The sequence below is a fragment of the Lachnoanaerobaculum sp. genome, from assembly GCF_057250505.1.
Genome location: NZ_DBHIEQ010000012.1, coordinates 16378 through 39534 on the forward strand (window position 1 = coordinate 16378; position 23157 = coordinate 39534).

At 36.6% G+C, this 23157-nt stretch carries 18 protein-coding genes; all 18 read right to left on the reverse strand.

Going from position 1 to position 23157, the window contains the following annotated elements; translation table 11 throughout:
* Positions 1 to 407 precede the first annotated feature (407 nt).
* Positions 408 to 1613: a Wadjet anti-phage system protein JetD domain-containing protein gene (locus tag ACO6FI_RS06680; RefSeq protein WP_485456673.1), complete on the reverse strand. Its 1206-nt coding sequence runs from the start codon at positions 1611 to 1613 to the stop codon at positions 408 to 410.
* Entirely contained in the window at positions 1600 to 4812 is a 3213-nt protein-coding gene (locus ACO6FI_RS06685; RefSeq protein ID WP_485456674.1) for an ATP-binding protein, read from the reverse strand. The genes ACO6FI_RS06680 and ACO6FI_RS06685 overlap by 14 nt, the downstream gene beginning before the upstream one ends.
* A 115-nt stretch (positions 4813 to 4927) precedes the next feature.
* On the reverse strand, positions 4928 to 5503 hold the full coding sequence (locus tag ACO6FI_RS06690; protein WP_485456675.1) for a DUF4194 domain-containing protein: 576 nt from the start codon (positions 5501 to 5503) through the stop codon (positions 4928 to 4930).
* Positions 5503 to 6909, reverse strand: a complete 1407-nt coding sequence (locus tag ACO6FI_RS06695; RefSeq protein WP_485456676.1) for a Wadjet anti-phage system protein JetA family protein — start codon at positions 6907 to 6909, stop codon at positions 5503 to 5505. Before ACO6FI_RS06695 ends, ACO6FI_RS06690 begins: the two co-directional genes overlap by 1 nt.
* A gap of 9 nt (positions 6910 to 6918) precedes the next feature.
* Positions 6919 to 7740 carry a pyridoxamine kinase gene (locus ACO6FI_RS06700; RefSeq protein WP_485456677.1) on the reverse strand — a complete coding sequence of 274 codons (822 nt, stop codon included), beginning with the start codon at positions 7738 to 7740 and terminating at the stop codon, positions 6919 to 6921.
* Positions 7741 to 7802: 62 nt separating this feature from the next.
* The gene (locus ACO6FI_RS06705) at positions 7803 to 8975 is read right to left on the reverse strand and encodes a ComEC/Rec2 family competence protein (RefSeq protein WP_485456678.1); all 1173 of its coding nucleotides are present in this window, start codon (positions 8973 to 8975) and stop codon (positions 7803 to 7805) included.
* 78 nt (positions 8976 to 9053) lie between these two features.
* Positions 9054 to 10397, reverse strand: coding sequence for a CAP domain-containing protein (locus ACO6FI_RS06710; protein WP_485456679.1), 1344 nt, complete (start codon positions 10395 to 10397; stop codon positions 9054 to 9056).
* A 144-nt stretch (positions 10398 to 10541) separates the two neighbouring features.
* On the reverse strand, positions 10542 to 11729 hold the full coding sequence (locus ACO6FI_RS06715; protein WP_008753735.1) for an oxygen-binding di-iron domain-containing protein: 1188 nt from the start codon (positions 11727 to 11729) through the stop codon (positions 10542 to 10544).
* Positions 11730 to 11897: 168 nt separating this feature from the next.
* Positions 11898 to 13328 carry a glycoside hydrolase family 32 protein gene (locus tag ACO6FI_RS06720; protein ID WP_008753743.1) on the reverse strand — a complete coding sequence of 477 codons (1431 nt, stop codon included), beginning with the start codon at positions 13326 to 13328 and terminating at the stop codon, positions 11898 to 11900.
* A gap of 1 nt (position 13329) precedes the next feature.
* Positions 13330 to 14325 carry a LacI family DNA-binding transcriptional regulator gene (locus tag ACO6FI_RS06725; protein ID WP_008753721.1) on the reverse strand — a complete coding sequence of 332 codons (996 nt, stop codon included), beginning with the start codon at positions 14323 to 14325 and terminating at the stop codon, positions 13330 to 13332.
* Positions 14326 to 14356: 31 nt separating this feature from the next.
* Positions 14357 to 15202 carry a carbohydrate ABC transporter permease gene (locus tag ACO6FI_RS06730; RefSeq protein ID WP_008753725.1) on the reverse strand — a complete coding sequence of 282 codons (846 nt, stop codon included), beginning with the start codon at positions 15200 to 15202 and terminating at the stop codon, positions 14357 to 14359.
* An 8-nt stretch (positions 15203 to 15210) separates the two neighbouring features.
* A complete protein-coding gene (locus tag ACO6FI_RS06735) occupies positions 15211 to 16110 on the reverse strand; it encodes a carbohydrate ABC transporter permease (RefSeq protein WP_485456680.1) in 900 nt (299 codons plus the stop codon).
* 65 nt (positions 16111 to 16175) lie between these two features.
* Positions 16176 to 17504, reverse strand: a complete 1329-nt coding sequence (locus ACO6FI_RS06740; RefSeq protein ID WP_485456681.1) for an ABC transporter substrate-binding protein — start codon at positions 17502 to 17504, stop codon at positions 16176 to 16178.
* Between the two features lie 465 nt (positions 17505 to 17969).
* Positions 17970 to 18596 (reverse strand): lactate utilization protein, encoded by a 627-nt coding sequence (locus ACO6FI_RS06745; protein ID WP_485456682.1) that lies wholly within the window; start codon positions 18594 to 18596, stop codon positions 17970 to 17972.
* Positions 18597 to 18761: 165 nt separating this feature from the next.
* Complete coding sequence (locus ACO6FI_RS06750; protein ID WP_485456683.1) at positions 18762 to 20417, reverse strand: SulP family inorganic anion transporter; 1656 nt, start codon at positions 20415 to 20417, stop codon at positions 18762 to 18764.
* Between the two features lie 109 nt (positions 20418 to 20526).
* Entirely contained in the window at positions 20527 to 21276 is a 750-nt protein-coding gene (locus ACO6FI_RS06755; RefSeq protein WP_485456684.1) for a TraX family protein, read from the reverse strand.
* A gap of 255 nt (positions 21277 to 21531) precedes the next feature.
* Positions 21532 to 21738 (reverse strand): EFR1 family ferrodoxin, encoded by a 207-nt coding sequence (locus ACO6FI_RS06760; RefSeq protein ID WP_485456685.1) that lies wholly within the window; start codon positions 21736 to 21738, stop codon positions 21532 to 21534.
* Between the two features lie 48 nt (positions 21739 to 21786).
* Positions 21787 to 23094: an ATP-binding protein gene (locus ACO6FI_RS06765; RefSeq protein WP_485456686.1), complete on the reverse strand. Its 1308-nt coding sequence runs from the start codon at positions 23092 to 23094 to the stop codon at positions 21787 to 21789.
* Positions 23095 to 23157: the final 63 nt, after the last annotated feature.

Genomic DNA, 23157 nt, shown 5'->3' on the forward strand with positions numbered 1-23157 from the left:
TTTTTATTTAGCTATAGTATAGCACTTTTTTACTATAAATTCAATTTAATTTTATAATTGTACTGTCAATTTCATTATTTTTTAGAATTTTTGTGATTTTAGTTAAATTGTTAGCCAATTGTATTTTTGATGAAAAAACTGCACTTTTATATATTTTATCTCATAAACTCTATTATTTATCCACCAAGTCAAAGGTAGTCGATATGGGGATAAAATGTGGATAATGTGGATAAGTCGGTTCATAACCCACAAACAGCCTATTTATAAGCTTTATAGGCACCCAATAACTCACCTTTTTTGTGGATAAAAATGTGGATAATGTGGATAAGTATTTTTAAACACAATTTTTATGCACTTTGCCGTTTTGTACTTATTATAAAAATTCAGACTTGACAGGCAAAACCAACCTAATTTAAAATCTCAACCGCCCTTATGGATTCCTGTTCCACTTTACAATTATGTGAGAGCATAAATTCCAATACTTGCCTATACTCTCCAAGCTTTCCTTTCTTTTTCTCTATCATATTGATATCTGAAGCCGTAAGCTCTTTATATATTTTCGCATCAAAAAACCTCTTTACAGTATCCACCCCCATATTCAAAGGTCTAAAAGGTATTCCTGTTTTTTCTCTGAGATTTTCAAGTATCAAAAATCCGTATACATCTATATCTCCCTCATGCAGATATTCACAGTGCTTATTCTCATCATATATCTTTTTTAATATTACCTGCTTTGATCTGTTGTGATAACCTCCAAGATAAATGTATACGCTGTCTTTCTCATCTTCATCGTGATAGGTGGTCAGGTTTTCCACAGTGATTACAGAATTTGCAATTACCTTTATCTCCTTTATCTTTTCAAGTGCCGAATTTGAGAGTGCAATACCTCCGTTAATTTCCCTTACGTGAATAACCGAATCTTCAAACTTGATTACTATATCACCTTTTATATACACATATGTGGGATTCTCATAGAGGTTGTAGTACTCAAGTATCTTATCTTTTTCCACTACCTCATCCGTATAATCAAAAAGTATACTCTCTACAGTTGATTTAAACTCCCTTTGAAATCTCTTGGAGTCCTTAAACATTGCGGTTGAAAAATTTCTTATATAGCTCTCACGACCAAGCCCAAGTATTGCTTCAAGTATTTTCAGTATGTTAAAAAGTCTTTCTTTGTCATATTTTATATCATATGGCAGCTTTTTATAGTTTGATATAAGCTTACTCCAATCGGATACAATACTGCACAGTACAGGCATATTCTTATCTTTAAATAAATCCAGCACCTCTTTTATTTTCTCACACTGTTTTGGTATATCAATTCTTTTTACTCTCTTATAGCATTCTGAGATATTTTCGACATTTAATTTTACCTTTTCATATTTTCCGCTCTCATCCGCCTTTGATTCAATAAGATTTTCATTTATCAACTTTTCTATTGCTGTATTGATATCCTTATACACATTGTGATTGTACCTGTCCACATATTCAGGGTAGAGCTTTTTTATATCCGCTTGTATCACACGCAAAGAAGAAGGCTCTTTTTTAAAGCCTTCTCTTCTTTCATAAATATCTATCAATCTGTTCAAAATATCCTTAATGTAGTCCATCCTCAATCCTCTCAAACACTCCTATCGCATTCCTGTTTCCGGACTTTACAATAGAATATGTAATATCACAGTACGGCAATATGGCTGTAGCCTTTTCAGCCGTTGCTATCAGAACAAGCTGCAAATTAAGCTTTTTAAACATATTCATCATCGGCTCTATTCTGTCGCTTGTCATATTGTTGAATGCTTCATCAAGCAGTATAAGCCTTATAGAACCTTCCTTGCTCTGCTCATAAATCTGCAAAAGAGATGCACAGATAGCCACATAAAAAGGAGCCTGATTCTCACCTCCGCTTCCTTCCGCGTTGACCTTTGAAAGTCCCACCTCATTTCCCGTCACGGAATTTTTTACAATGATGTCATAGTCCAGATATGTTCTGTAATCCACATACATTCCCATACTTTTGGCACCTGACTTTTGACCTGAAAGATTCTGCCTTGCATGTTCCTCAACGTCAATCATAATTCTTTGCATAAAGTCATCAATCTGACTTTCAAATACTCCAGACTTGTTACTCTCTGCAATAAGCATAAGCATTTCATTGTCTCTGTCAATCTGCATATTATCCTTGTCCATGATAATATCATAGAACATTCCAAGCTCCCTGTCCTTACTCTTGTCAATTCCGAATCTGTAGCTTTCTTCACCGTACTCGAGATTTTCCATAACACGATTTATCTGCTTAAACTGCTGCCTTGCCCTTGAGATGTCATCCTTCATTCTGAACAATACTTCTTTGCGGAACCTGTCTTTACACCTTATCTGTGCATTTACAAGTTCGCTCTTATGTCTTTCAAGCTCTATATTCTGCAATGTGAGAAACTCCTGCATATACCTGTTCGCTCCTCCAAGCCCTGTAGCATAATCACAGGTATATGTCGCCATGTATCTTTGTTGCAGCGGTATAAGTTCCTGATTTAAGTAGTTGTTAAACGCAATATTGTCCTGAATTACACGATTTGAAAAATTGTAGGCAATGACTGAAGCCTTCTTTGACTTTCTTTCATTTTGATACTTCTTCTCAACGTCATTTATAAACTCCGGATACTCCTCCACACTTTTCTCGTATATATCCTGCAAATTTGAAAGGTTCGCTTCAAGCTCCTCAAGCAAATTTTTTGCCCTGTTTATATCGGAGTTAAGGTTTTGCTTTTTTGCCTTGTTATCCGTTATCTCATCTCTTACGGCATTTAAGTTCTTCTTACACTCCTTCACTCTGTCATACATAGCAAGCAGAATAGGATTTTTCTTAAACTCCTCTATCTTCTTTGCTATGTCTTCTATCTTATCCGAAAGTACTTTTGACTTTGACTTTGATTCACAGTAGTTTTCAAGCTTTCCGAAGTTGTCACCCGCTCTGAACTTTGTATATCCGTTATAAATAGAGTCAAAATTTTTCTTTTCTTCTCCAAGTTTTGTAAGTTCTTTTTTGACGCCTGCAAACTCTTCTTTTGCGCTTTTTAATTGCTTTGCTATGGCATCAACACCTATGAAATGTTCTTTTTTTGCCATCCTCTGTAAGCAGAAGTTTTGGAATCTGAGTCTGTCTCTTGTTACGCTCTTTGAAAAATTCTCCAAATCGTCTGACGACTCACAGCAAATGACATTTTTCATAACATATCTTGCATATGCCTTTGCATAGATATTTTCAGAATCAATCTTATCTCCAAGATAAACCTCATTCAAAGACTTGTACTCAGGCTCCTTTATCTTTCTTGTATCTATAAGACCTATTCCCTTAACTTTATCTCCCAGAGATACAAAGACCTTTTTTGCTGCAAGATAATTTTCAGGTTCAACAATAATATTAAACCTCTGAGTATTCAAATAGCTCTCAAGAGCATCCTGCCAGCTGTTATCCGTCATATATAAAAGTTCACAAAGCAGCTTGGCATCCGCTCTTTTACTTTGCTCGCTCAAGAAAGCATTTATCTTATCTCTTACAAATACCGCTTCATCAGGATAACACATAACACCTGATTCCAAACTCTTTATCTTTTTTGAAAGTATATCACTTTCCTCATTAAGCTCTGCAATATCATTTCTTATCTTTGCATCACGATTTTTGATTTCTTCTTCAATGTCCGCAAAAAGCTTTGCACTGTTTTTAATTTCCCTTATCCTGTCATCCGTTTCAGTATTTTCATCTTTTATACATTCGGCTACCTTGACATAAAATCCTGTCTTATTCAGCCTGTCTGCAAGCAAAAACAGCTTTTTAAGTACATCATCAAATATACCTGCTTCCAATATAAGTTTCTCATTCTCAAGCTTATTGTTCTTATTTTCACTTTCAAGTGAGAGCATTTCCTTATTTTCCACATTTTCTTCCGCCGCTCTTTGTGCTTCATATAAAAGAGAGGATGCCTGATTCTCACTCTCTGAAAGTTCAAGTAATCTCTTATCAAGCATCTCAATACTTTTATTCCATTCCTCTATAAGATACTTTTTCTCATTTGTCTCTTCGATATTTTCCTGGAGATTTGCATAAGCGACCAGACTCTCATTTATTTTGACTTTGCCAAGGAGTTCTTTTGCCGACTTTATTCTTTCATTTATCTCTTTTAAAAGTTCCTCTCTGTCACTTGCCTCCTGCAGTACCTCCTGCAATCTCTCAAGTTCAAGCATATCCTTTTGCAAAAACTCTATATTCACTTCAGGCTCAGGCAAAATATATGTATAGATAAACTCTCTGATATCCTTTATATCATCAAGTCCCGTGCCCATGTGGAAAACCTCATTAAACTTCTTTCCGATAGGTGAGTTTGCCTCACCTATACCCAGCACTCTGCAAATCCTTCTCTTTGCATCCGACTGATTGGATGCCCTGTCCATACCCTTATTCTCAAGTTTGAAGGCATCTCTTGAAGTAGGTCTCTTGGCATCATTTTTCTTTGTAAAAAAAGGAATGTCCTCAAGAACAAATCCCGGTTTTGTAATGTACCAGTCCTGATATACCCCCTTTAAATCCTGCCTTGGAGTCTCGGATTCTATACGGGCAATTATTACAAAGTTCTTTTTTATAGCCTCATCCAAAAACTCTATCCCTATATATGAAACCGTATGTCCCGGACGAAGATATGAATCCTCCGCCCTTTGCTTTTGATGTACCGAACCTAAAAGAGTTCTTCCGCTCTTTTTATTTCCCGCCGTATTGAAATCCTTATTTGTAGTAAGACAATACCTTACGGCATCCATTATTGTAGTCTTTCCTACAGCGTTCACCCCCAAAAGGTAGGTGATATTTTTGAAATCTATTATATCTCATCCTGAAAATTATGCCAATTTATCAGATGAAGCCTCGTCATTCTAATCATTCTTCATCTCCGTCTTCGCTGTTTTCATACTGTGTCAAAAGCTTGGCTGTCTCCTCATAGGCCTTATTTATATTTACATCCGGCATGGCAAGCATCACCGAAGGGTAAATCTGTATCTTTGCATCCATATCCAAAAGTCTGTCCTCAACCTTTAAAAGATTGTATCTTTTTATATTCCTTAAAGACTCTTCCAACAATACTCTGTCAAATTTTCTCGGTAGATTGAGCTTCTCATATTCATTTTTTATCTCTTCAACTGTCGCAAACACTCTGTCTTCGCTTGTGGATAAACTTTCTCTTTTCTCTACATACAAAAGTCTGAGTATAAGCAAAATAATACTCTCATATTTTTTTAATATAATTCTGCCGCTACCGTGATTATTGATAAGCTGAATAACCCTCAAGTTCCTGTGAACTACCAAAGTATATCCTATAGGTAAAAAAATCTGTCTGAAACTTTCTTCATGATTTATAACATAGTAGTACTTCTCTCTTGTAGTATCCACAGTTCCCATCAAAAAACAATTATTCAACAGGTAATTGGCTATCTCTTCTTTTATATCAACCGCCATTATCTTCTTTCCTCAACAATAAAATCTTTGAACCTTACACCGTTTATTTCCACCACATTGTCCTTCAATCTTATATCGTATTCTCTTTCAGATGTCTTTGAATATGTATACAGTCCTATAATCTTTGTAAATGTATCAGGGTCCTTTTCAAATACCGAACTTATCTGCACGGCATGATTTCCTGCAAGAATATCCCTCGCAAACCTGTTTACATTCTCAGATGTCAAAGCATTCTTTATATACTCCATCATCTTTTTGTTTTTCTCTTCCACAAGCTCCATATCCGGCTCTTCCAATATACTCATAAGTTCAATAGGTGTCGGCTTCCTTTTCCTCACAGGAGATGCAATAGAAGTGCTGTCAAAAAAGTTTTGACAAAATATCTGAAAGATTTCACTTCCTACAGTATCATCGTCTTTGTATCCGTCTTCCTTTGAATCTATGGTACTTGCATAAAACCTCAGTATATTATTGATTTTACTCTTACTGCTTCCGTCAGACAGCAGCAAAAACTGTGCTTTTTGTACGGCTCTTGTCCTGTAAATTATATGTCTGTCGTCAATAGCCCTCATAAGACCTTCCATCTCTTCAATGTCCATTCGAACCTTCGTTATCAGTTCTCTTATCTTAACTTCAGCCTCATCTTTTTCTACACGTTCCGTATCCATACAGTCAAGCACCAGTGCGTCAAACAGGCTGTCTTCACATTTATCAATGCTTTCATACAGACTTGACCTGTAATAAAACAGATTGTCATTTGTCTTAAACCTATGGTATGAGCCCACAACTATCTTCTCTTCATATTTTTCAAAAAATTCCAATATCTCCTGCGGACTCTTACCCATAGTCAACTCATTTATATGATCTTCTATTGAAGCCGACAAGGTTCTAAGCGCCTGATTCAGATTGTCAAAGTCTTCCGACGCCTCTTTTAATACGCCTTCATACGGACTTCCCTGCTCGGATATATGTTCAAACATTGAATATATTTTGAAAAGCTTACCCTTATATGTAACAATCGTCGGACTGACAACCTCTTTAAATGACTTAAGTATAGGCACAACCTTATACTGTATAGCCAGCTTGTCCTCGTCCTCATATTCACCGGGTTTTTCCAATAGCCAGCCTGTATCTCTAAGCCTTCTGATAAGAGTACCTGCCACTACTCGCATATCCGAGATATTTCCGCTGATATCTACCTGCTCTTCAATATCAAGTTCCACACTCTCTCCCAAGCCCAGAAGATATTCCTCCGCCATATCAAAGACGGTGCTTTTTTCTATAGAATACATCGGCATTCTCTTACATTTATCCCAAATCAAAGCCAGTATATCGGCATATTTTCTTTTATTAGTTCCGGTCAGCGGTCTGAAAAGATTATCATCTATCTCATCAAAAATATTCATATATTAAATCTATACCAGATAAAGATACTGTTCCACCGGTATGCCGCGATATTTGTCCGCATTTTTTATATTAGCATTTATCATATCCCTTACTACTTTTATAGCGTGTGAAGTCGCATCAAAAAGTGATTTACCTCCCAATATATCTCCCACCAATATCGCTGAGAATATATCTCCTGTTCCCGGGAATCTGACATCTATCTCATCATATTCAATATAGGCAATCTTATCTGTATCGGCGTCATAACATAGGCAGTATTTTTTATCCTCAAAAGGCACGGATGTAATAACCGCCGAAGATTGATTTTTCCCTATAAGTTTTCTCAACATAACCTCATTTTCTTCTTTAGAAAATCCCTCTTTTTTGTATTCCATACCTGTAAGCAGGCAGCACTCTGTAAAATTCGGTTTTATAAGATTTGCAAACTTAAGAAGTCTCTTTCTGTTTTCTACAGCATTCTTTGCAATACCGTTATAGAGTCTGCCGTCATCTCCCATTATAGGGTCAACAAATATAAAAGTACCTTTTTGACTTTGCTTGTCACAAAAATTCGCCAAAATATCGGCCTCTTCATCAGATGCGATAAATCCTATCGCTATAGACTCAAATGAAAAATTCAGCTCATTCCATACATTGACAGTCTTTTCAATATAATCCTTAGTATCAAGTATCTCAAACTTTCCGTAGTCAAGAGTGTTGGATACAAGTGCTGTAGGAAGTGTAAATATCTCAAATCCCATATGTGACATTATCGGCATCATGGCTGAAAGCGCCACCTTTCCGTAACCTGCAAGATCGTTAACCAGTAAAATTTGTTTATTTCCGCTCATTATTGTAGTCTCCGTATTTTTATATTATTTATTGCATTATATCATATATCCGCCTAAGATATCTAAGGATTGCATATCTTACACGGTTCATAACCTCTTTTTATAAGCTCATCCCTTGTAGTCTTTACTTCTTCCTTGTTCTTATCCTTTATCTTAGGTACCGATTTACAGTCCGGATAGTGAAACTTAAGTGAGTTGTTATTAAGTATATAGGTCATTTCAAGACTGTTTCCCGGCTCAGTTGTTTTATCTTCCGCCATATTCCTTTGAGGCACCGTATCGGCTTTATTTTTTACAACATCCTTTGTACCTGCATTTTCATAACCCGACTTCCATGTATCTGAAGGACTTACATTCCATGACAGTTTCACTCCGTCAGAACTTACCACTATACTTCCCTGTTCATCAGTCCTGTAAACCTTTGCGCCAAGCTTTTTGAACTCATCCAGCACTTCCCTGTGCGGATGTCCGTAAGTATTACCCTTACCGCAGCTTATCACCACATACTCAGGTGATATTTTCTTTAACCAATCACTGCTTGATGATGTATTGCTTCCATGGTGCCCGGCGTGATACACATCCGCTTTTAAATCAACCCCGGAATCCGCTATTTCCTGCTCCTCCTCACTCTCTGCATCTCCTGAAAGTAAAAATGAAGTATCTTTATACTTTACCTTAACAACAATAGAATTATTGTTGTTACTCTCAGCCTTACTTATCGGCCCAAGTACTGTAAAGTCGGCACTTCCCAGGGAAAATTTTTCTCCTACTTTAGGTACACTAATCTTATAATTTCTATAATTTATAGCATCAATTAATTCTTCATATTCCCTACTGTCACTTTTTTTATCAGGCAAAAAGATATTTTCACAGTCAAATTTTGTGATTATAACATCCATACCTCCTATATGGTCCGCATCGGGATGCGTTCCGATAATATATTTAAGTTTTAATACCCCGGCCTTTTTAAGATAAAGCTGCACGGCAGTACCCTTTGTATTATCTCCTGCATCTATAAGCATCCACTCGCCGTCACAACCTATAAGCGTGGCATCTCCCTGTCCCACATCTATAAAATGCATGGAAAACTTCGATGTTTTAATATCCGCTACAGTCTCAGTCATTGAGACTTCGGTATTTGATACTGCCACCTTGTCTCTACATCCTATAAAGGTAAAGACAATACATATCAGAAAACATAAAAATAAAACTTTAAATCCTTTATGCTTTTTCATTTCACTCCTTATGAAAATAAGGCTGCCAAATTGACAGCCTCATTGTATTATTAACCGTTTTTTAAAGTACCTGTCTCATTACGGATGAAGTACCTGATAATTTGCCACATCATAATATCCTGCCGGATCCGCAGCACTTCCAAACCATACATGTGCATACTTTCCTTCTATCGCAACACCCATGGTCTTTAAATCGGACCAATTTCCCTGTGTTGTCATTACGGCATTATGTCCTGATGAATTCTTCCACAGATCAAGCGCATCCTCAGGAGTTATATTGCCGCTATACCATGAAGAAATCTCATATCCGTTTCCGGTATATGAAGTCAACTCTCTCGGCTTACTCCACATATTTGCCGCATATTGGTGATCCGATGTATATACCACCGGTGTCCAGCTGCCGTGGTTTGACCAGCTGTGCAGATTACCCTGCATACCTCTTGAATCTCTCTGATTTTCAGGTGTATAGGTATTTGAATCCGATACATGAGTTCTTGCAACAATTGTAAGTGACTTTGAGAATGAAAGCTTTTGCAGTCCCTGACTCTCTCTGTAAGCATTGATAATATAGTACAGTTTAGCTTCCTTTTCACTCACTCCCATTGCCTTTAGAGCGTCAATAACTCTTGTCTCCTCACTTGAAACCTGTGTAACGGTATTTGCCGCACTGTTTGAAGCATTAGGAGTAACCACTGTGTTTGGAGTATTATTATTACCTGTATTTGCCACATTATTGTTTTGTGTATTTACAGAAGTATTTCCGATATTTGTACTTGTGTTTGCATTGTTATTATTTGATGTATTCGGAGTAACTACCTGATGATTACCGCCTGAAGTATTTGCATTTGTATTGCTTCCCGCATTGCCTGTATTTGTGCTTACCGAACCTGATGAACTTCCCGAACTTCCGCTACTTGAACTTCCGCCTGAGCTTCCACTACCAGCTGAACTTCCGCTTGAGCTTCCGCCGCTTGATGAGCCTCCTGAACTTCCGCCTGATCCTCCTGAACTTCTTCTACCTGAGCTTCTGCCTCCGCCTGAACCGCTGCTTCTGCCGCCTGAGCTTGTGCCCGATCTCTTACTTATATTTACAGTCCTTCTGATGCCCTCTACCCACTTACCGTTTGCATCTACATAGTAGCCGTCAGGGGTGGATGTACTTACAAGCATAGCACCGTCAGCACCTACATAGTAGTTTCCTACCCAACGGTTCTCAAGCATATAACCGATATTGTCAAAATAATACCATTTATTATTTATAAACCTCCATTGATTGGTAGGATAGGAACCGTCGGCTTCTTCATACCACCATCCCTTATCATTCTTCTTCCACTGTGCATCTGCCGCCATGACAGGTACCGCCAAAAGAGCGGAAACTGCTGCAACTGAAACAGAACATAATACTTTCTTAAATAGATTCATAATCACCTCCAAAATTACTGACTGATTTTAATATCATTATGTATCATTCTAACATCTTTGTATCACCATGTTCAAGCACAATAAACTGTTTCTGCTCTTTATGATATTCTTATAATTTTAAATTATTAAAGATAAAACTGTTATTTATTTTAACAAACTGTCAACCAACACCTCAATACGTTCATTGTCCTCTTCCTTAGGATTCCAAAGCGGTTTAACTTCCTCATCTATCACATTAAAACCTGCCGATTTCAGCTGTTCCTTAAGCACCTTTACACACTCGCCCGACCAGCCGTAGCAACCGAATGCGGCAGCCTTTTTATTCTTAAACTTAAGTTGTCTTAAAAACTCAAGCCAGCCTGCCACACTGCTGAGTACACCACAGCCTACAGTCGGAGAACCTACAGCAACAGCCTTTGATTTAAATACTTCAGTCATTACCTCATTCTTATCGGACTTTGAGATATTAAATACTTTGACTGTTGTATCAGGGCTCTTTATATGAATACTGTCTGCAATCTTATGTGCGATCTTTGCCGTACCTTCCCACATTGTATCATAAACCACCGTAACCTGATTTTCCTGATAAGCCTTAGCCCACTGTGCATACTTTTCTACAATCTGAAGCGGATTTTCTCTCCAGATAGCTCCATGAGAAGGTGCAATCATATCAAATTGCAGATTAAATCCTGCAATCTCCTCAAGTTTCTTTTGCAGTATCGGTGCAAAAGGATTCAATATATTTGCAAAGTATTTCATTGCCTCTTTCCAAAGCAGGCACTGATCCGCCTTATCATTAAAAAGCTCCTCAACCGCATAGTGCTGTCCGAAGGCATCATTTGAAAACAGGATATTGTCACCTGTCATATATGTAGCCATACTGTCAGGCCAATGCAGCATACGCATCTCTACAAATACAAGTTTCTTTCCGTTTCCTATATCTATAGAGTCTCCTGTCTTTACCACATGGAAATCCCAACCGCGCTTACCGTACTGACCTTCTATACTCTTGACTGCATTAGCTGTGCAATAAATAGGAGTATTGGGAATCTCTTCCATAAGAGCTGTCAAAGAACCTGAATGATCACACTCACCATGATTTGCCACAATAAAATCGATCTTATTTAAGTCAATTTCTTTCTTTAAGTTTTCCACAAAATCAAAACGATGCGGTGTCCATACTGTATCAATTAAAACTGTCTTCTCTTCTTCAATCAAGTATGCATTTTGGCTGGAGCCGTTTATTATAGAATAATCATCACCATGGAAACTCTCAAGCTCCCAATCCAAATATCCAACCCAACTGACATTTCCTTTTACATGCTTTCTCATAATATTCCTTTCCTGGCCTTAATATAAAAGCTACCTAAAAACAAACAGACATATCATCTGTAAACAATATTTTCTATACTTTCAGTATAGCACCCCTAACTTTAATTTCCGTGATATTTGATACATAATAGAAATGCATACAAGAAAAATCCGGTATGCATCTTAAAATCACTCTATTTCATTTTTACTTACATCAATCTTTAACTTACCGTCTGCTAAGAATCTGATCTCATTTGCATCAAGCGGTGTATAGATTCTTGATGTCAGAACCTCTTTTCCTTTATTTACAAAAATCTCGATACTGAATCTGTCTACAAGGACGCTCAAAGACAATTGTCCGTCACAAATATCAATATCTATCTTTCTCTCATCTATTGCATCTTTACAAAGACCTGAAAATCTCCTTGAAAACTTCAAAGTTTTCTTTTTCATATTTATCTTTATAAATGAATTATATTCATCATTGGCCGCCAAAAATAAAGTCAACTTATCGGCATCAATATTTTCAATATCAAAGTCAAATCTTGCTGTTCGTGAGTTCAAATCATTATCAATATACTCTTTATTCCTGTTTAAAATAAAGCTTGTATGATATTTATTTTTATAATGACTTTCAAGCTCTCCTGCCGGCATCTGATAAATATCATTACCCTCTAACTTAAGCTCTCTGGGAAAGGTTGTCTGTCCGCACCACTTTGCCCCGTCTAAAGTCAAATCATTGCTCCAGTCATGAAGCCATGCAACAGACAAAGTCCTACCGCCTGCATATAGACTTTGCGGTGCATAAAAATCAAAGCCGAAGTCAAAAGTCTTTCCCCTGCCGTTCGGTATAAACTTATAACTGCTCTTATCATAAGTTCCGACAAAATATATTACCTGATGTCCGTTAAAATACTTTCTCTTCCTTGCCTGCATCCCCATTACAGAAATAACCAATACATACTTATTGCCAAGCTTAAAGAAATCAGGGCATTCCCACATCTTGCCGTACTTTCCGTCATTTTCAAACAGTATTCCTACATACTTCCATTCAAGTAAATCCTTTGACTCAAATAAAAGTATACTTCCAAAACCTCTGTCATTTTTTGCACTTGCTATACAGTAGTATACATTATCTTCTTTCCATATCTTGGGATCTCTAAAGTCAACTCCGCCAAAACCTTTAGGTAATTTATCTATACCGATAACAGGTTTATCAGAAACGGCTTTGTAGTTTACTCCGTCCCCTATCTCTACAGTCTGTTCCTCTTTATCATTACTATGGACTGTGTACACAAGTATATGCTTATCATTATCTGTTATTGCCGTGCCTGAAAAGCACTGCCCCTTTATCTCATCATCAGGTGCCAATGCTACCGGCAATCTGTCCCAGTTCACAAAATCTCTTGTCTTTGCATGACCCCAATGCATAGGCCCCCATTTTATATCATAAGGATTATATTGATAGAACAGATGATATTCACCGTTAAAATATGAAAAACCGTTGGGGTCATTCATCCAACCTATATCCGGCGTAAAATGATACACCGGTCTGTCACTATCCTTTATTTTTGATTTGTTCTTACTAAAATATTCATCTGCCTTTTCTTTGTTATTCATATCAATCTTCTTTCTTATCTGTAGTCATTCCCTGTCTGAAATATATATCAAGTACTTTTGTATTTCTGTCCACTCTTTCTCCATTGATAATAGCATGCAAACTGTCCACTGCCACCTTTGCCAATTTATCAATGGGCTGAACTATAGCACTAAGACTTGGGTATGCCGTATTCAGCACAAAGGTTCCGTCATATGCCACTATTTTCAAATCCTGTGGAACTCTCTTGCCAAGACTCAGTGCCTTTTTCATATAAAGCAGTGCATGAGTATCGGTTGCAAATACACCGTCTACATTCGGATACAGTCTAAAAGCATCATCTATATTTTCTTCAACATACTCGTAGTCAAATCTGTCCATAAGCGGCTTATACTCTCTACATATAATTCCGGTCTTTTTTATCTCCTTTGCAAAAGCTGTATGTCTCTTTATAAACGGATAATTCTTAGTAGTCGCATCTGTGAATTGCAGCACTTCTTTGCAACCGCTCTCTATCAATGACTTTGCGGCCAGCTTTCCGCCTTCTTCATGGTTTACAGTCACCACCAAAATATCATCATTTAACTTAGGAGTATCAAATCCTACTATAGGTCCCCTTATCTTCTTGTAGCTGCTGTAATCAAGTGTATGAGTTCCGGTGATTATTCCGTCCACCATATTTCTTTCAAGCATTTCAAGGTACGCTTCTTCATTTGTAGCTTCTCCGATAGTATTACAAAGCATTGTCTTATAGCCATACTTTCTAAGTCTGCTTTCCACTTCACTACAAAGTGTGGCATAATACGGATTTCCGATTGCCGGAGTGATTACCGCCACAATATTTGTCCTGTTCCTAAAAAGATTTCTGGCAAGCTCATTCGGCTTATAATTTAACTCCGCTATAACATCTTCTACTTTTTTTCTGGTCTTATCTGAGACATAACCGCTGTCATTAATTACTCTGGAGACTGTTCCGACTCCTACACCTGCCCTCTTTGCAACCTCCTGTATACTTGACATAACTCCTCCATCTACATATTCTTAATAAAATTTAACCCTTTATTCCTGTAGATGCAATACCCTCTACATAGAATTTTTGCATGAATATGTACATTATAATCATAGGAATGGATGCGAGTGTCAATACCGCCATAATAACACCGTAATGTATAGGGCTTACTCCGACAAATATCTGTACCGCAAGCTGTACGGTTCTTTTTTCCTCTCCTGTAGTAATAAGGAAAGGCCACATAAAGTCATTCCATCTGGATACAAAGTCAAGTATAAATACCGTTGCAAACACTGTCTTTGATATCGGCATAACAATACTGAAATATGTTCTGACAGGTCCGCATCCGTCCACCTTTGCAGCTTCTATAAGTTCATCCGGTATACTGATAAAGTATGAATAAAACATATATATGGAAAAGCAATTCATCATAAAAGGAATTGTAAGACCCATCATTGTATTTACCCAACCTAATTGAGCCATCTCAATATACATAGGAAGTATGATAGCTTCGACCGGCATTGACATAAGTGCTATTACAAGCGTAAGACTTATGCCTCTAAATCTATACTTTAACTTTGCAAGTGCATAACCGAACATAGAGCCAAGTACTAAATCACCTAAAAGTACTATTCCTATATAGAGTAAGGTATTTTTTAGTATTGTAAATACCTTTAATCTTTGGAACACCTCAACATAATTTTGTAAGGTAAAGTGAGCAGGTATAAATGTGGTAAGTGAGTTCAGATTTGAAAAAATCTCAAGCTCAGGCTTAAATGATGAAGCAAGCATCCATAGAAGCGGAGATACAAATATAAGACCCACTATAATATTGCCAAGATAAAATATAACATTTCCAAGCACTTTATTTATCTTTTTATTATTCATATTCCCTCCTAATTTGTCCTGCTTATTCTTTTAACTACAATTGACAATGTAACAACTATAATAAAGAAAACTGTAGCTATACTACAGGCATATCCGAAATTACCCTTTTGAAAACCTTGCTCATAAATATAGAAAACAAGTGTTTTTGTGGCGTTTCTGGGTCCGCCCTTAGTCATAATATATGGCTGTGTAAACAGCTTCATAGCCTGTATAAGTGTAATCATAAGTACATATTTTATAGTGTTGACAAGTCCCGGCAAAGTAACATAGATTAGCTTGGCAAACCAGTCTGCACCGTCCACACTTGCAGCCTCATACTGCTCACCCGGTATTGCATTTAAACCTGCAATAAAAATCATCATCTGATATCCTGCACCCTGCCAGGCCGACATAAATATAATGGAATTCATAGCAGTCTTGGGATTATTCAAAAAGTCAATCGGTTGCAATCCGATACCCTTTAAAAATGCATTAATAAGTCCGGTGTTTGCATTTGAGTTATAAAGTATTGTCCAAAGTACTGCAATGATTACCATTGATGTTATCTGTGGGCTGTAATAAAGTGTTCTGAATACCGCAACCCCTTTTTTCTTACTTGATACCATAAGTGCGAGAATTAATGCCAATATACACTGCACCGGCACTACAATAACCGTAAAATATATTGTATTTTTCAGTGCTACATAGAAGTTTGCATCTTTGAACAGCTTTACATAGTTATTAAAGGCGTTAAATTTTATATTGTCAGGACGCACTACCTGATATGTAAAGAATGAATAATAAACAGTATATATAATCGGAATTATCAAAAAAGCAATCAAGAGAATGAGTGCGGGTGATGACATTATAAAGCCTGCAATATTATCGCCATATTCTCTTTTACCTTTTTTACTTAGCTTTGCCTCCATATTACTTCCTTTCTACAAAAGGCTTGGCATCCCGCCAAGCCTTCTAAAACTACAATATTATACAATTATTTCTTATAGTACATTTCATAGTTCTCATCAAAGTTCTTTGCTACATTGTCAAGCTCATCTTTTGCATTTGAGCCTGAGAAGATATTTAACATTGCTGTTGAAAAATCTGTTGAAAGCACTGAATATGACGGTGTTCTCGGTCTTGATACACCTGTATTTTGTAACTGCCACTTCATAAGAGCTCTTGCACCGCTGTCCCAACCTTCCATCTTATCATAAGATGATGTTCTTGATGCAGGTTTTGCAACTGCACTTGCATAAGATGCTATATTGTCGCTGTTCATTGCCCACTGAAGGAACTTACCCGCAGCATCAGGATTCTTTGAATCCTTTGTAATAGCGGCAGCCCAGTCTCCTGTAGGAGATGCAGCCTTTCCGTCATCTGCTACAGGGAAGTATGAAACACCCCAGTTAAGATTTGACTTCTCAAGATCTGCTATATTCCATGAACCCCCAAGCAGTGTGGCTGCTTTACCGTTTAAAAATTCATCCTTTACAGGGTCAAGGTTTGCATAGCCGTTCTTGATAAACTCATTGAGATACTCCGCTGTCTTAACACTTGCATCTGAATTTATATATCCGTCAGCCTTAGAACCGTCATCACTTACAAACTGTGCTCCGCCTTCTGTAAAGAACTGACCAAGTGCATAGATAATACCCTCGCCCTTATCCATAATGATATTGGTTCCGACATAGTCGGCTGTTGTAAGCTTTTTTGCATTGTCAAGGAACTGACTCCATGTCCATGCCTGCTTTATATCTGTATCTGAAGGATATGGTATACCTGCCTTGTCAAGGTAGTCCTTGTTGTAGAAAAGTGCTACCGACGACTCTGTAGGTGCTATTGCGTAAAGCTTGCCGTCATATGTATCGGCCTGTACTGTACTTGGCATAAAATCCTTCAAATCATCTGCCGAAAAATAACTGTCAAGCGGTACTGTAATACCGTTTGCCGCATAGTATGAAACCATAGGTCCGTCTACATACAATATATCAGGAAGATTTCCTGATGTGGTAGCTGTAGTAATCTTATTCTCATAAGCATACGCATCAGCTCTGTCAATAGCCTCTCTCTTAACCTGAATATCAGGATTTTCTTTATTCCACTGATCAATCTTCTCTGTCCACCATGCTTCAATAGCTGCCGTATCTGTAGGGCTCCATATGGTCACATTGGCAACACCATCAGCACTCTTTGATTCGGAAGCTTGAGTACTTCCTTCACTGCCTGTATCCGCCTGCTTCGTTGCACCGGCATTATTTCCACATGCCGCCAGCATACTTCCAAGTGCTAAAACACTTAAAGTTCTAAAAACTCTCTTCATCAATACTACCTCCTCAGTATTTATTGCTGCTAAATTAACACAACATTGTTCTCTCACAAACCTACCGCATAACTACCAATTTATTCAATTTTTATTTTGAAATATTGGCAAAATTATTATACCGTTTCTTTATGGAACGCGTTCCATATCTGATAATTGTATTTTATCATATACAACTAAAATGTCAATATATTATTTAAAATATCTTTTTGTTATTTTTTTATCAATTTCTACTAAAATATAAAATCATCTTTTTTACCTCTTTACTGTATTATAAACATATAAAAGTCTCCATTCCGCCGCTGTCCGCTTGCAGCACAAACAGTAATGAAAAGTGTTTTTCACACTAATCTTTCCTACTATAACACAACCTAAAATACAACCTGAAATTTCCCAATTTAAAAATCCATATCACTTTTAAATGATATGGATCTCAATATCTAAATCATATTCATTCTTATAAATCTAAAATCCCAGAAAATCATTTACCAAGATTACATGTATTCTGTCCTTGTGGCGTGAATATCTGGTAATTAAAAACTGACAGCAAATGGTATCAGGAGATTTACAATCCGAGCATTTCCCTGTTATCTTACAAGGAGTGTTTATATCAAATCTTTGTGTATTGGCAACCGCCGCCACATTTCTGGCACGTTTCATCGCACTGTCCATATCTGAGCATATCTTATTTATACCTACTATAAAAACCACTTTTTTAGGTCCTTGTGCAATACATGAAACACGGTTTGCATTTCCGTCAATATTCACAATTACACCGTCATCAGTCATGGCATTCGCACTTGAAAGAAATATATCGGCATCATAAGCTGCAAGCAATGCCTCTCTAGGCTCCATCTTTGCCCTGTCCATGTAATTGTATTTTCCCTGTTCAAGTGCCGAAATCAAGCCTATTTCATTTGCACTCATACAGCCTCCCATAGCGATACTGCTGTTTTCAGGGATAAGTTCAAGTGCAATCTTTAATGCATCTTCCTTATCCTTTGCATAATACCCCGTCATATTTCTGGATTTTAAACCTTTAATTACGGTAGCCGCCAACAATTCATTTCTTTTTTTTAAGTTCTCGTTCATATTGTTCTCCTCTACATCAGTACTGCTTGGTCAATTATTATTTGAGCATTGACCTAATATATCATTTAAATTATACATCCTTTTTTATAAATCATAAACCTTTATACCTGTATTCAGAGCAAATATCTACCTGTTTGAAACATAAATTTTAAGCAAAACCTCTCATTAACAGATTCTGCTTATTTTTAAGCTCTCTGCCCTTTCAAGTGCTTTATCTATATTTTCACAGCAGTTTTCTCTTCCGACTTTTTCAATAAAACCTGCCTTTTCCATAACCTTCATAGGCTGTTCATTCACATGTGAGAGTATCAGGTTTATACCTCTTTTTTTACAGAGCTTAAGTAATTCTTCCAAAGCTTCCAGGCCTGAAATATCCATTGCCGGAACATTTCTCATACGCAATACCAGTACATTCTTACCTTCTTCATGAGGTATATTCATCAAATCCTTTGCAGCTCCAAAGAACAATGCTCCAAAAATTTCATATACCAATGTATTCTTCGGTACAAGCTTTAAATCATTATCTTCACCGGATTTATCTACCCATTGGCGCACATTTGCAATATCAGACATACGCTTTAAAAATAAAAATGCCGCAAGTATCATACCGAATTTTATTGCCATTACAAGGTCAAATAATACAGTTAAAAATAATGTTATCAAAAGAACTGCTATATCGCTTTTGGGTGCGGTCTTTATTATATTAACTACACTTCTCCAACCGCTCATATTATAACCTACCATAATAAGAATAGCCGCCAGACAGCTCATGGGAATAAGTGATGCATACGGCATAAGAAAAACCAATATCAAAACCAAAGTAACGGCATGAATCATACCTGCCACCGGTGTGCGTCCACCGTTTTTTACATTGGCGGCGGTTCTTGCAATAGCACCTGTTGCAGGAATACCGCCAAATAATGCTGACATTATATTTCCTATTCCCTGACCGATAAGCTCTGCATTGGGGCTATGATGACCGCCAATCATACTGTCTGAAACCACACAGGATAAAAGCGATTCTATAGCTGCCAATATAGCTATAGTAAATGCCGGAGAAATCATTTTAGAAATCAAAGAAAGGGATATCTCCGGTACTGTAAATGTTGGAAGCCCCGATTTTATTGTGTATAAATCTCCTATTGTTTTTACCGGAAGTTTTGCAAAACCTACTATGACTGTAGTAACAATAATTGCCACCAATGAACCGGGTATTTTTTTAGATACCCTCGGCCAAAATATCTGAATCAGCAGAGCAAGCATACCAATCATCAATGTTTCTAAAGATAGTGTATGAAAGTTTTCACCCAATGCAATCATTTTTTCTATAAACTCAGCCGGAACCGCTCCCATCTCCAATCCAAAGAAATCTTTTATTTGTCCTGCTACTATACTTACCGCAATACCGAATGTAAAACCGACAGTTATTGTTTTCGGTATAAACTTTATAAAATCACCAAGTCGCAAAACTCCCATAATAATGAGCATAATACCTGCCATAATTGTTGCAACTGTAAGTCCGGCCATACCGAACTGTGCCACTATTCCATAGATTATTACAACAAATGCCGCCGTCGGACCTCCGATTTGAACTCTGCTTCCGCCGAGAAATGAGATGAAAAATCCTGCAACCACTGCGGTATAAAGCCCCTGTTCGGGATTTACTCCGGATGCAATAGCAAGCGTTATGGATAAAGGCATAGCAATAATTGCTACTATGATTCCTGAAATCAAATCTTTCACAAACTGCTCACTGTTATAATTCTTTAATGCTGTAAAAATTTTCGGCTTAATATAATTAAAATCCACATTTCCTCCCATATATTCTTTTGAAATTTTGCATACATGCACTGAATATACCGGAAATTATAATAGCACAGTGAAATTAAAAACTCCATCTTTAAGCCTATAATGCGGATATATTTTTATATTAAAGTATATTTCCAAGTATTGCTATTATCCAAAGATGCACCGGATAAAATATATAAAAGAACCATTTTCCCCCCTTTCTTCCTTCCTCATTATTATAAAGAAATATAAAAGGAATCACCATAAAGGTCATCCAGTCCGAATTTACACAGAACATATCAATTCCCTGTGAACACAATTCCAAACCTCCATAAAAGAAAAACATTAATACGCTGTATAATCCGATAAAAACAGCCTGCTTTAACTTGCTGCCATGGAAAAAATATGCAACTATAATAAAAGGAATAAGTTGCATTCCACCTTCAAGTGTCATTCCCCTGCCGATAGGAAGAGGCACAATACTTATAGCAAGAGAAATAACTGTTACAAAAATTGCCAAAATATTAAATAAGATTTTTTTCTTTTGGCTGTCTTCTTTTGCCATATCAAAGAACCATATAATTGTAAATCCTAATGCCAAGGTCAAAAATATATTGTCACTAATTCCCCCTTCCTTCCAAATCAAATATGATAACTCATTTCCAATCTGCATAAATACTGCAAATATCCAAAGTCTCATACAATATTTCTTTTTTGACCCGGTATGAAAAAAGCCGTCCACCATCAACCATGCAAATAAAGGTGCTACAAATCTTGTAAGCAGATGTGCTACACTGCCAATCACTGCCGAAAATCTAAAGTATGCATTATCAAGTACCATAAATACCAATGCTATATCTTTTAACTGTTTTCTGTTAAGTCCAATTTTCATATTGTTTATCTTCCTTTCCTACTGACAAAAAATTCAGTTTGTCTAAATCTTTTTATTTGTATACGCCAATAATACAGGAAAGTTAGATTTTGAAAAATCTATAAACATAACAAAAAGTGACATTTCTGTCACTTTCAGTATGGTTTTTTTATATTTAAAACAGCTTTATTTTCTTTCAGAAACTTTATCTTTATTTTTCTTAAGATAAATCTCCAATGCTTTATTATCCTCAAATATTTTATATGAAATCCTACATTATATTTTAGTATCCGGATTCTTATATTGTCCGTGTTTGTTGCTTCTTCCACTGCCATAACTTATTGCAAACTTCGGACATCTATGTAGACAGCCTAAGCACATCTCACATTCTTCATCTTTCCATACCGGGTGATCACCTTCCATAATTATCGCTCCGACAGGACATTTTTTCTCACATAATTTACATCCTATACATAAATCCATTCTTCAAAATTTTCTTGTTTATAGCTCATATTTTTACTCTCCTCATTTCTATTTATCTACGTATTCTCTGATTTTATAAATATTATACAAAGGAATATTTGTCATCCGGTCCTGCTCACGATAATCTGACATAGATGTACGAACAGCATACTTTGGATGATACTTTTCACAAAAGGCTTTAAGACTCTTTGCTCTCAAATTCTCTTCCGCTTTCACCTCTAGAGGAATTATAGATGTTTTGCCTTGAATCATAAAATCTATCTCTCCGCTTGAATTAGATGTTGAATAATAATAAGGCTCTATACCTTCCGATGCAATAAGTTGCTGCAAAACATATTGCTCTGTCAATGCTCCCTTAAATCCGGTGAAAATTCTGTTACCGTCAATAATCACTTTAGCATCCAAATCTGTCATAGCTATCAACATACCGATATCAAGCAGATACACTTTAAATGCATCAAGGTCAATATACGCTTTCAATGGAAGCGCTACTTTTCCTACTCTTTGTACCTTATGGATCAACCCACAATCTAAAAGCCACTGTAATGCAAGTTCAAAGTCCTTTGCTCTTGAACCCTTTCTAACTTGTCCATAGATATATTTTTTATTTTCTTTTGCCAACTGCATTGGAATAGAATTCCACACAAGATTTAATCTTGGAACAAGTGAAACTTCAGCATGCTTTGAAAAGTCTTGTTGATAATAATTCAAAAGGTTTTTCTGTATTTCTCTCACTTGTTTAAAATCTTTACTGTCAACATAAGTCTTAACCACCTCAGGCATTCCACCTACATAGTAGTATTCACGTAATCTATCTATATATTTAGTCTTAAACATTGTTATCATATCTGTATCATCACTTTGGAGTACATTTGCAAAACGTTCTTCACCTAAAGCATATAAAAACTCAAGAAAGGTCAATGGGTAAAGATCCATAAAGTCAACCTTGCCTACAGGAAATGATGTTCCTTTATGAAGAGCTACACCTAATAATGAACCTGCTGCTACTATTGCATACTCCGGTGCATTCTCACAAAAGTATTTCAATGAAGATAGAGCCTGTGGTACCTCTTGTACTTCATCAAATATCAATAAAGTATTTTTTGCATCAATAGAAACTCCTGTTTCTATACTGATTGCCAATAAAATCCTGTCTATATTGATATCGCCCTCAAATACCTGATCCAACCTTTTATTATTATCAAAATTTACATAAGCAACTTTTTCAAAATATGTTCTTCCGAACTCCTTCATCAGCCAGGTTTTTCCAACCTGTCTTGCCCCTCTGATAATCAAAGGCTTTCTATTTTGTTTATCCTTCCATTCTATAAGTTTTTCAAGTGCAAAACGCTTCATAAGGTTACCTCCCAAAATACTTCTCTAAAAAAATACTCTTTTTTATATATTAGAGGTTTAAAA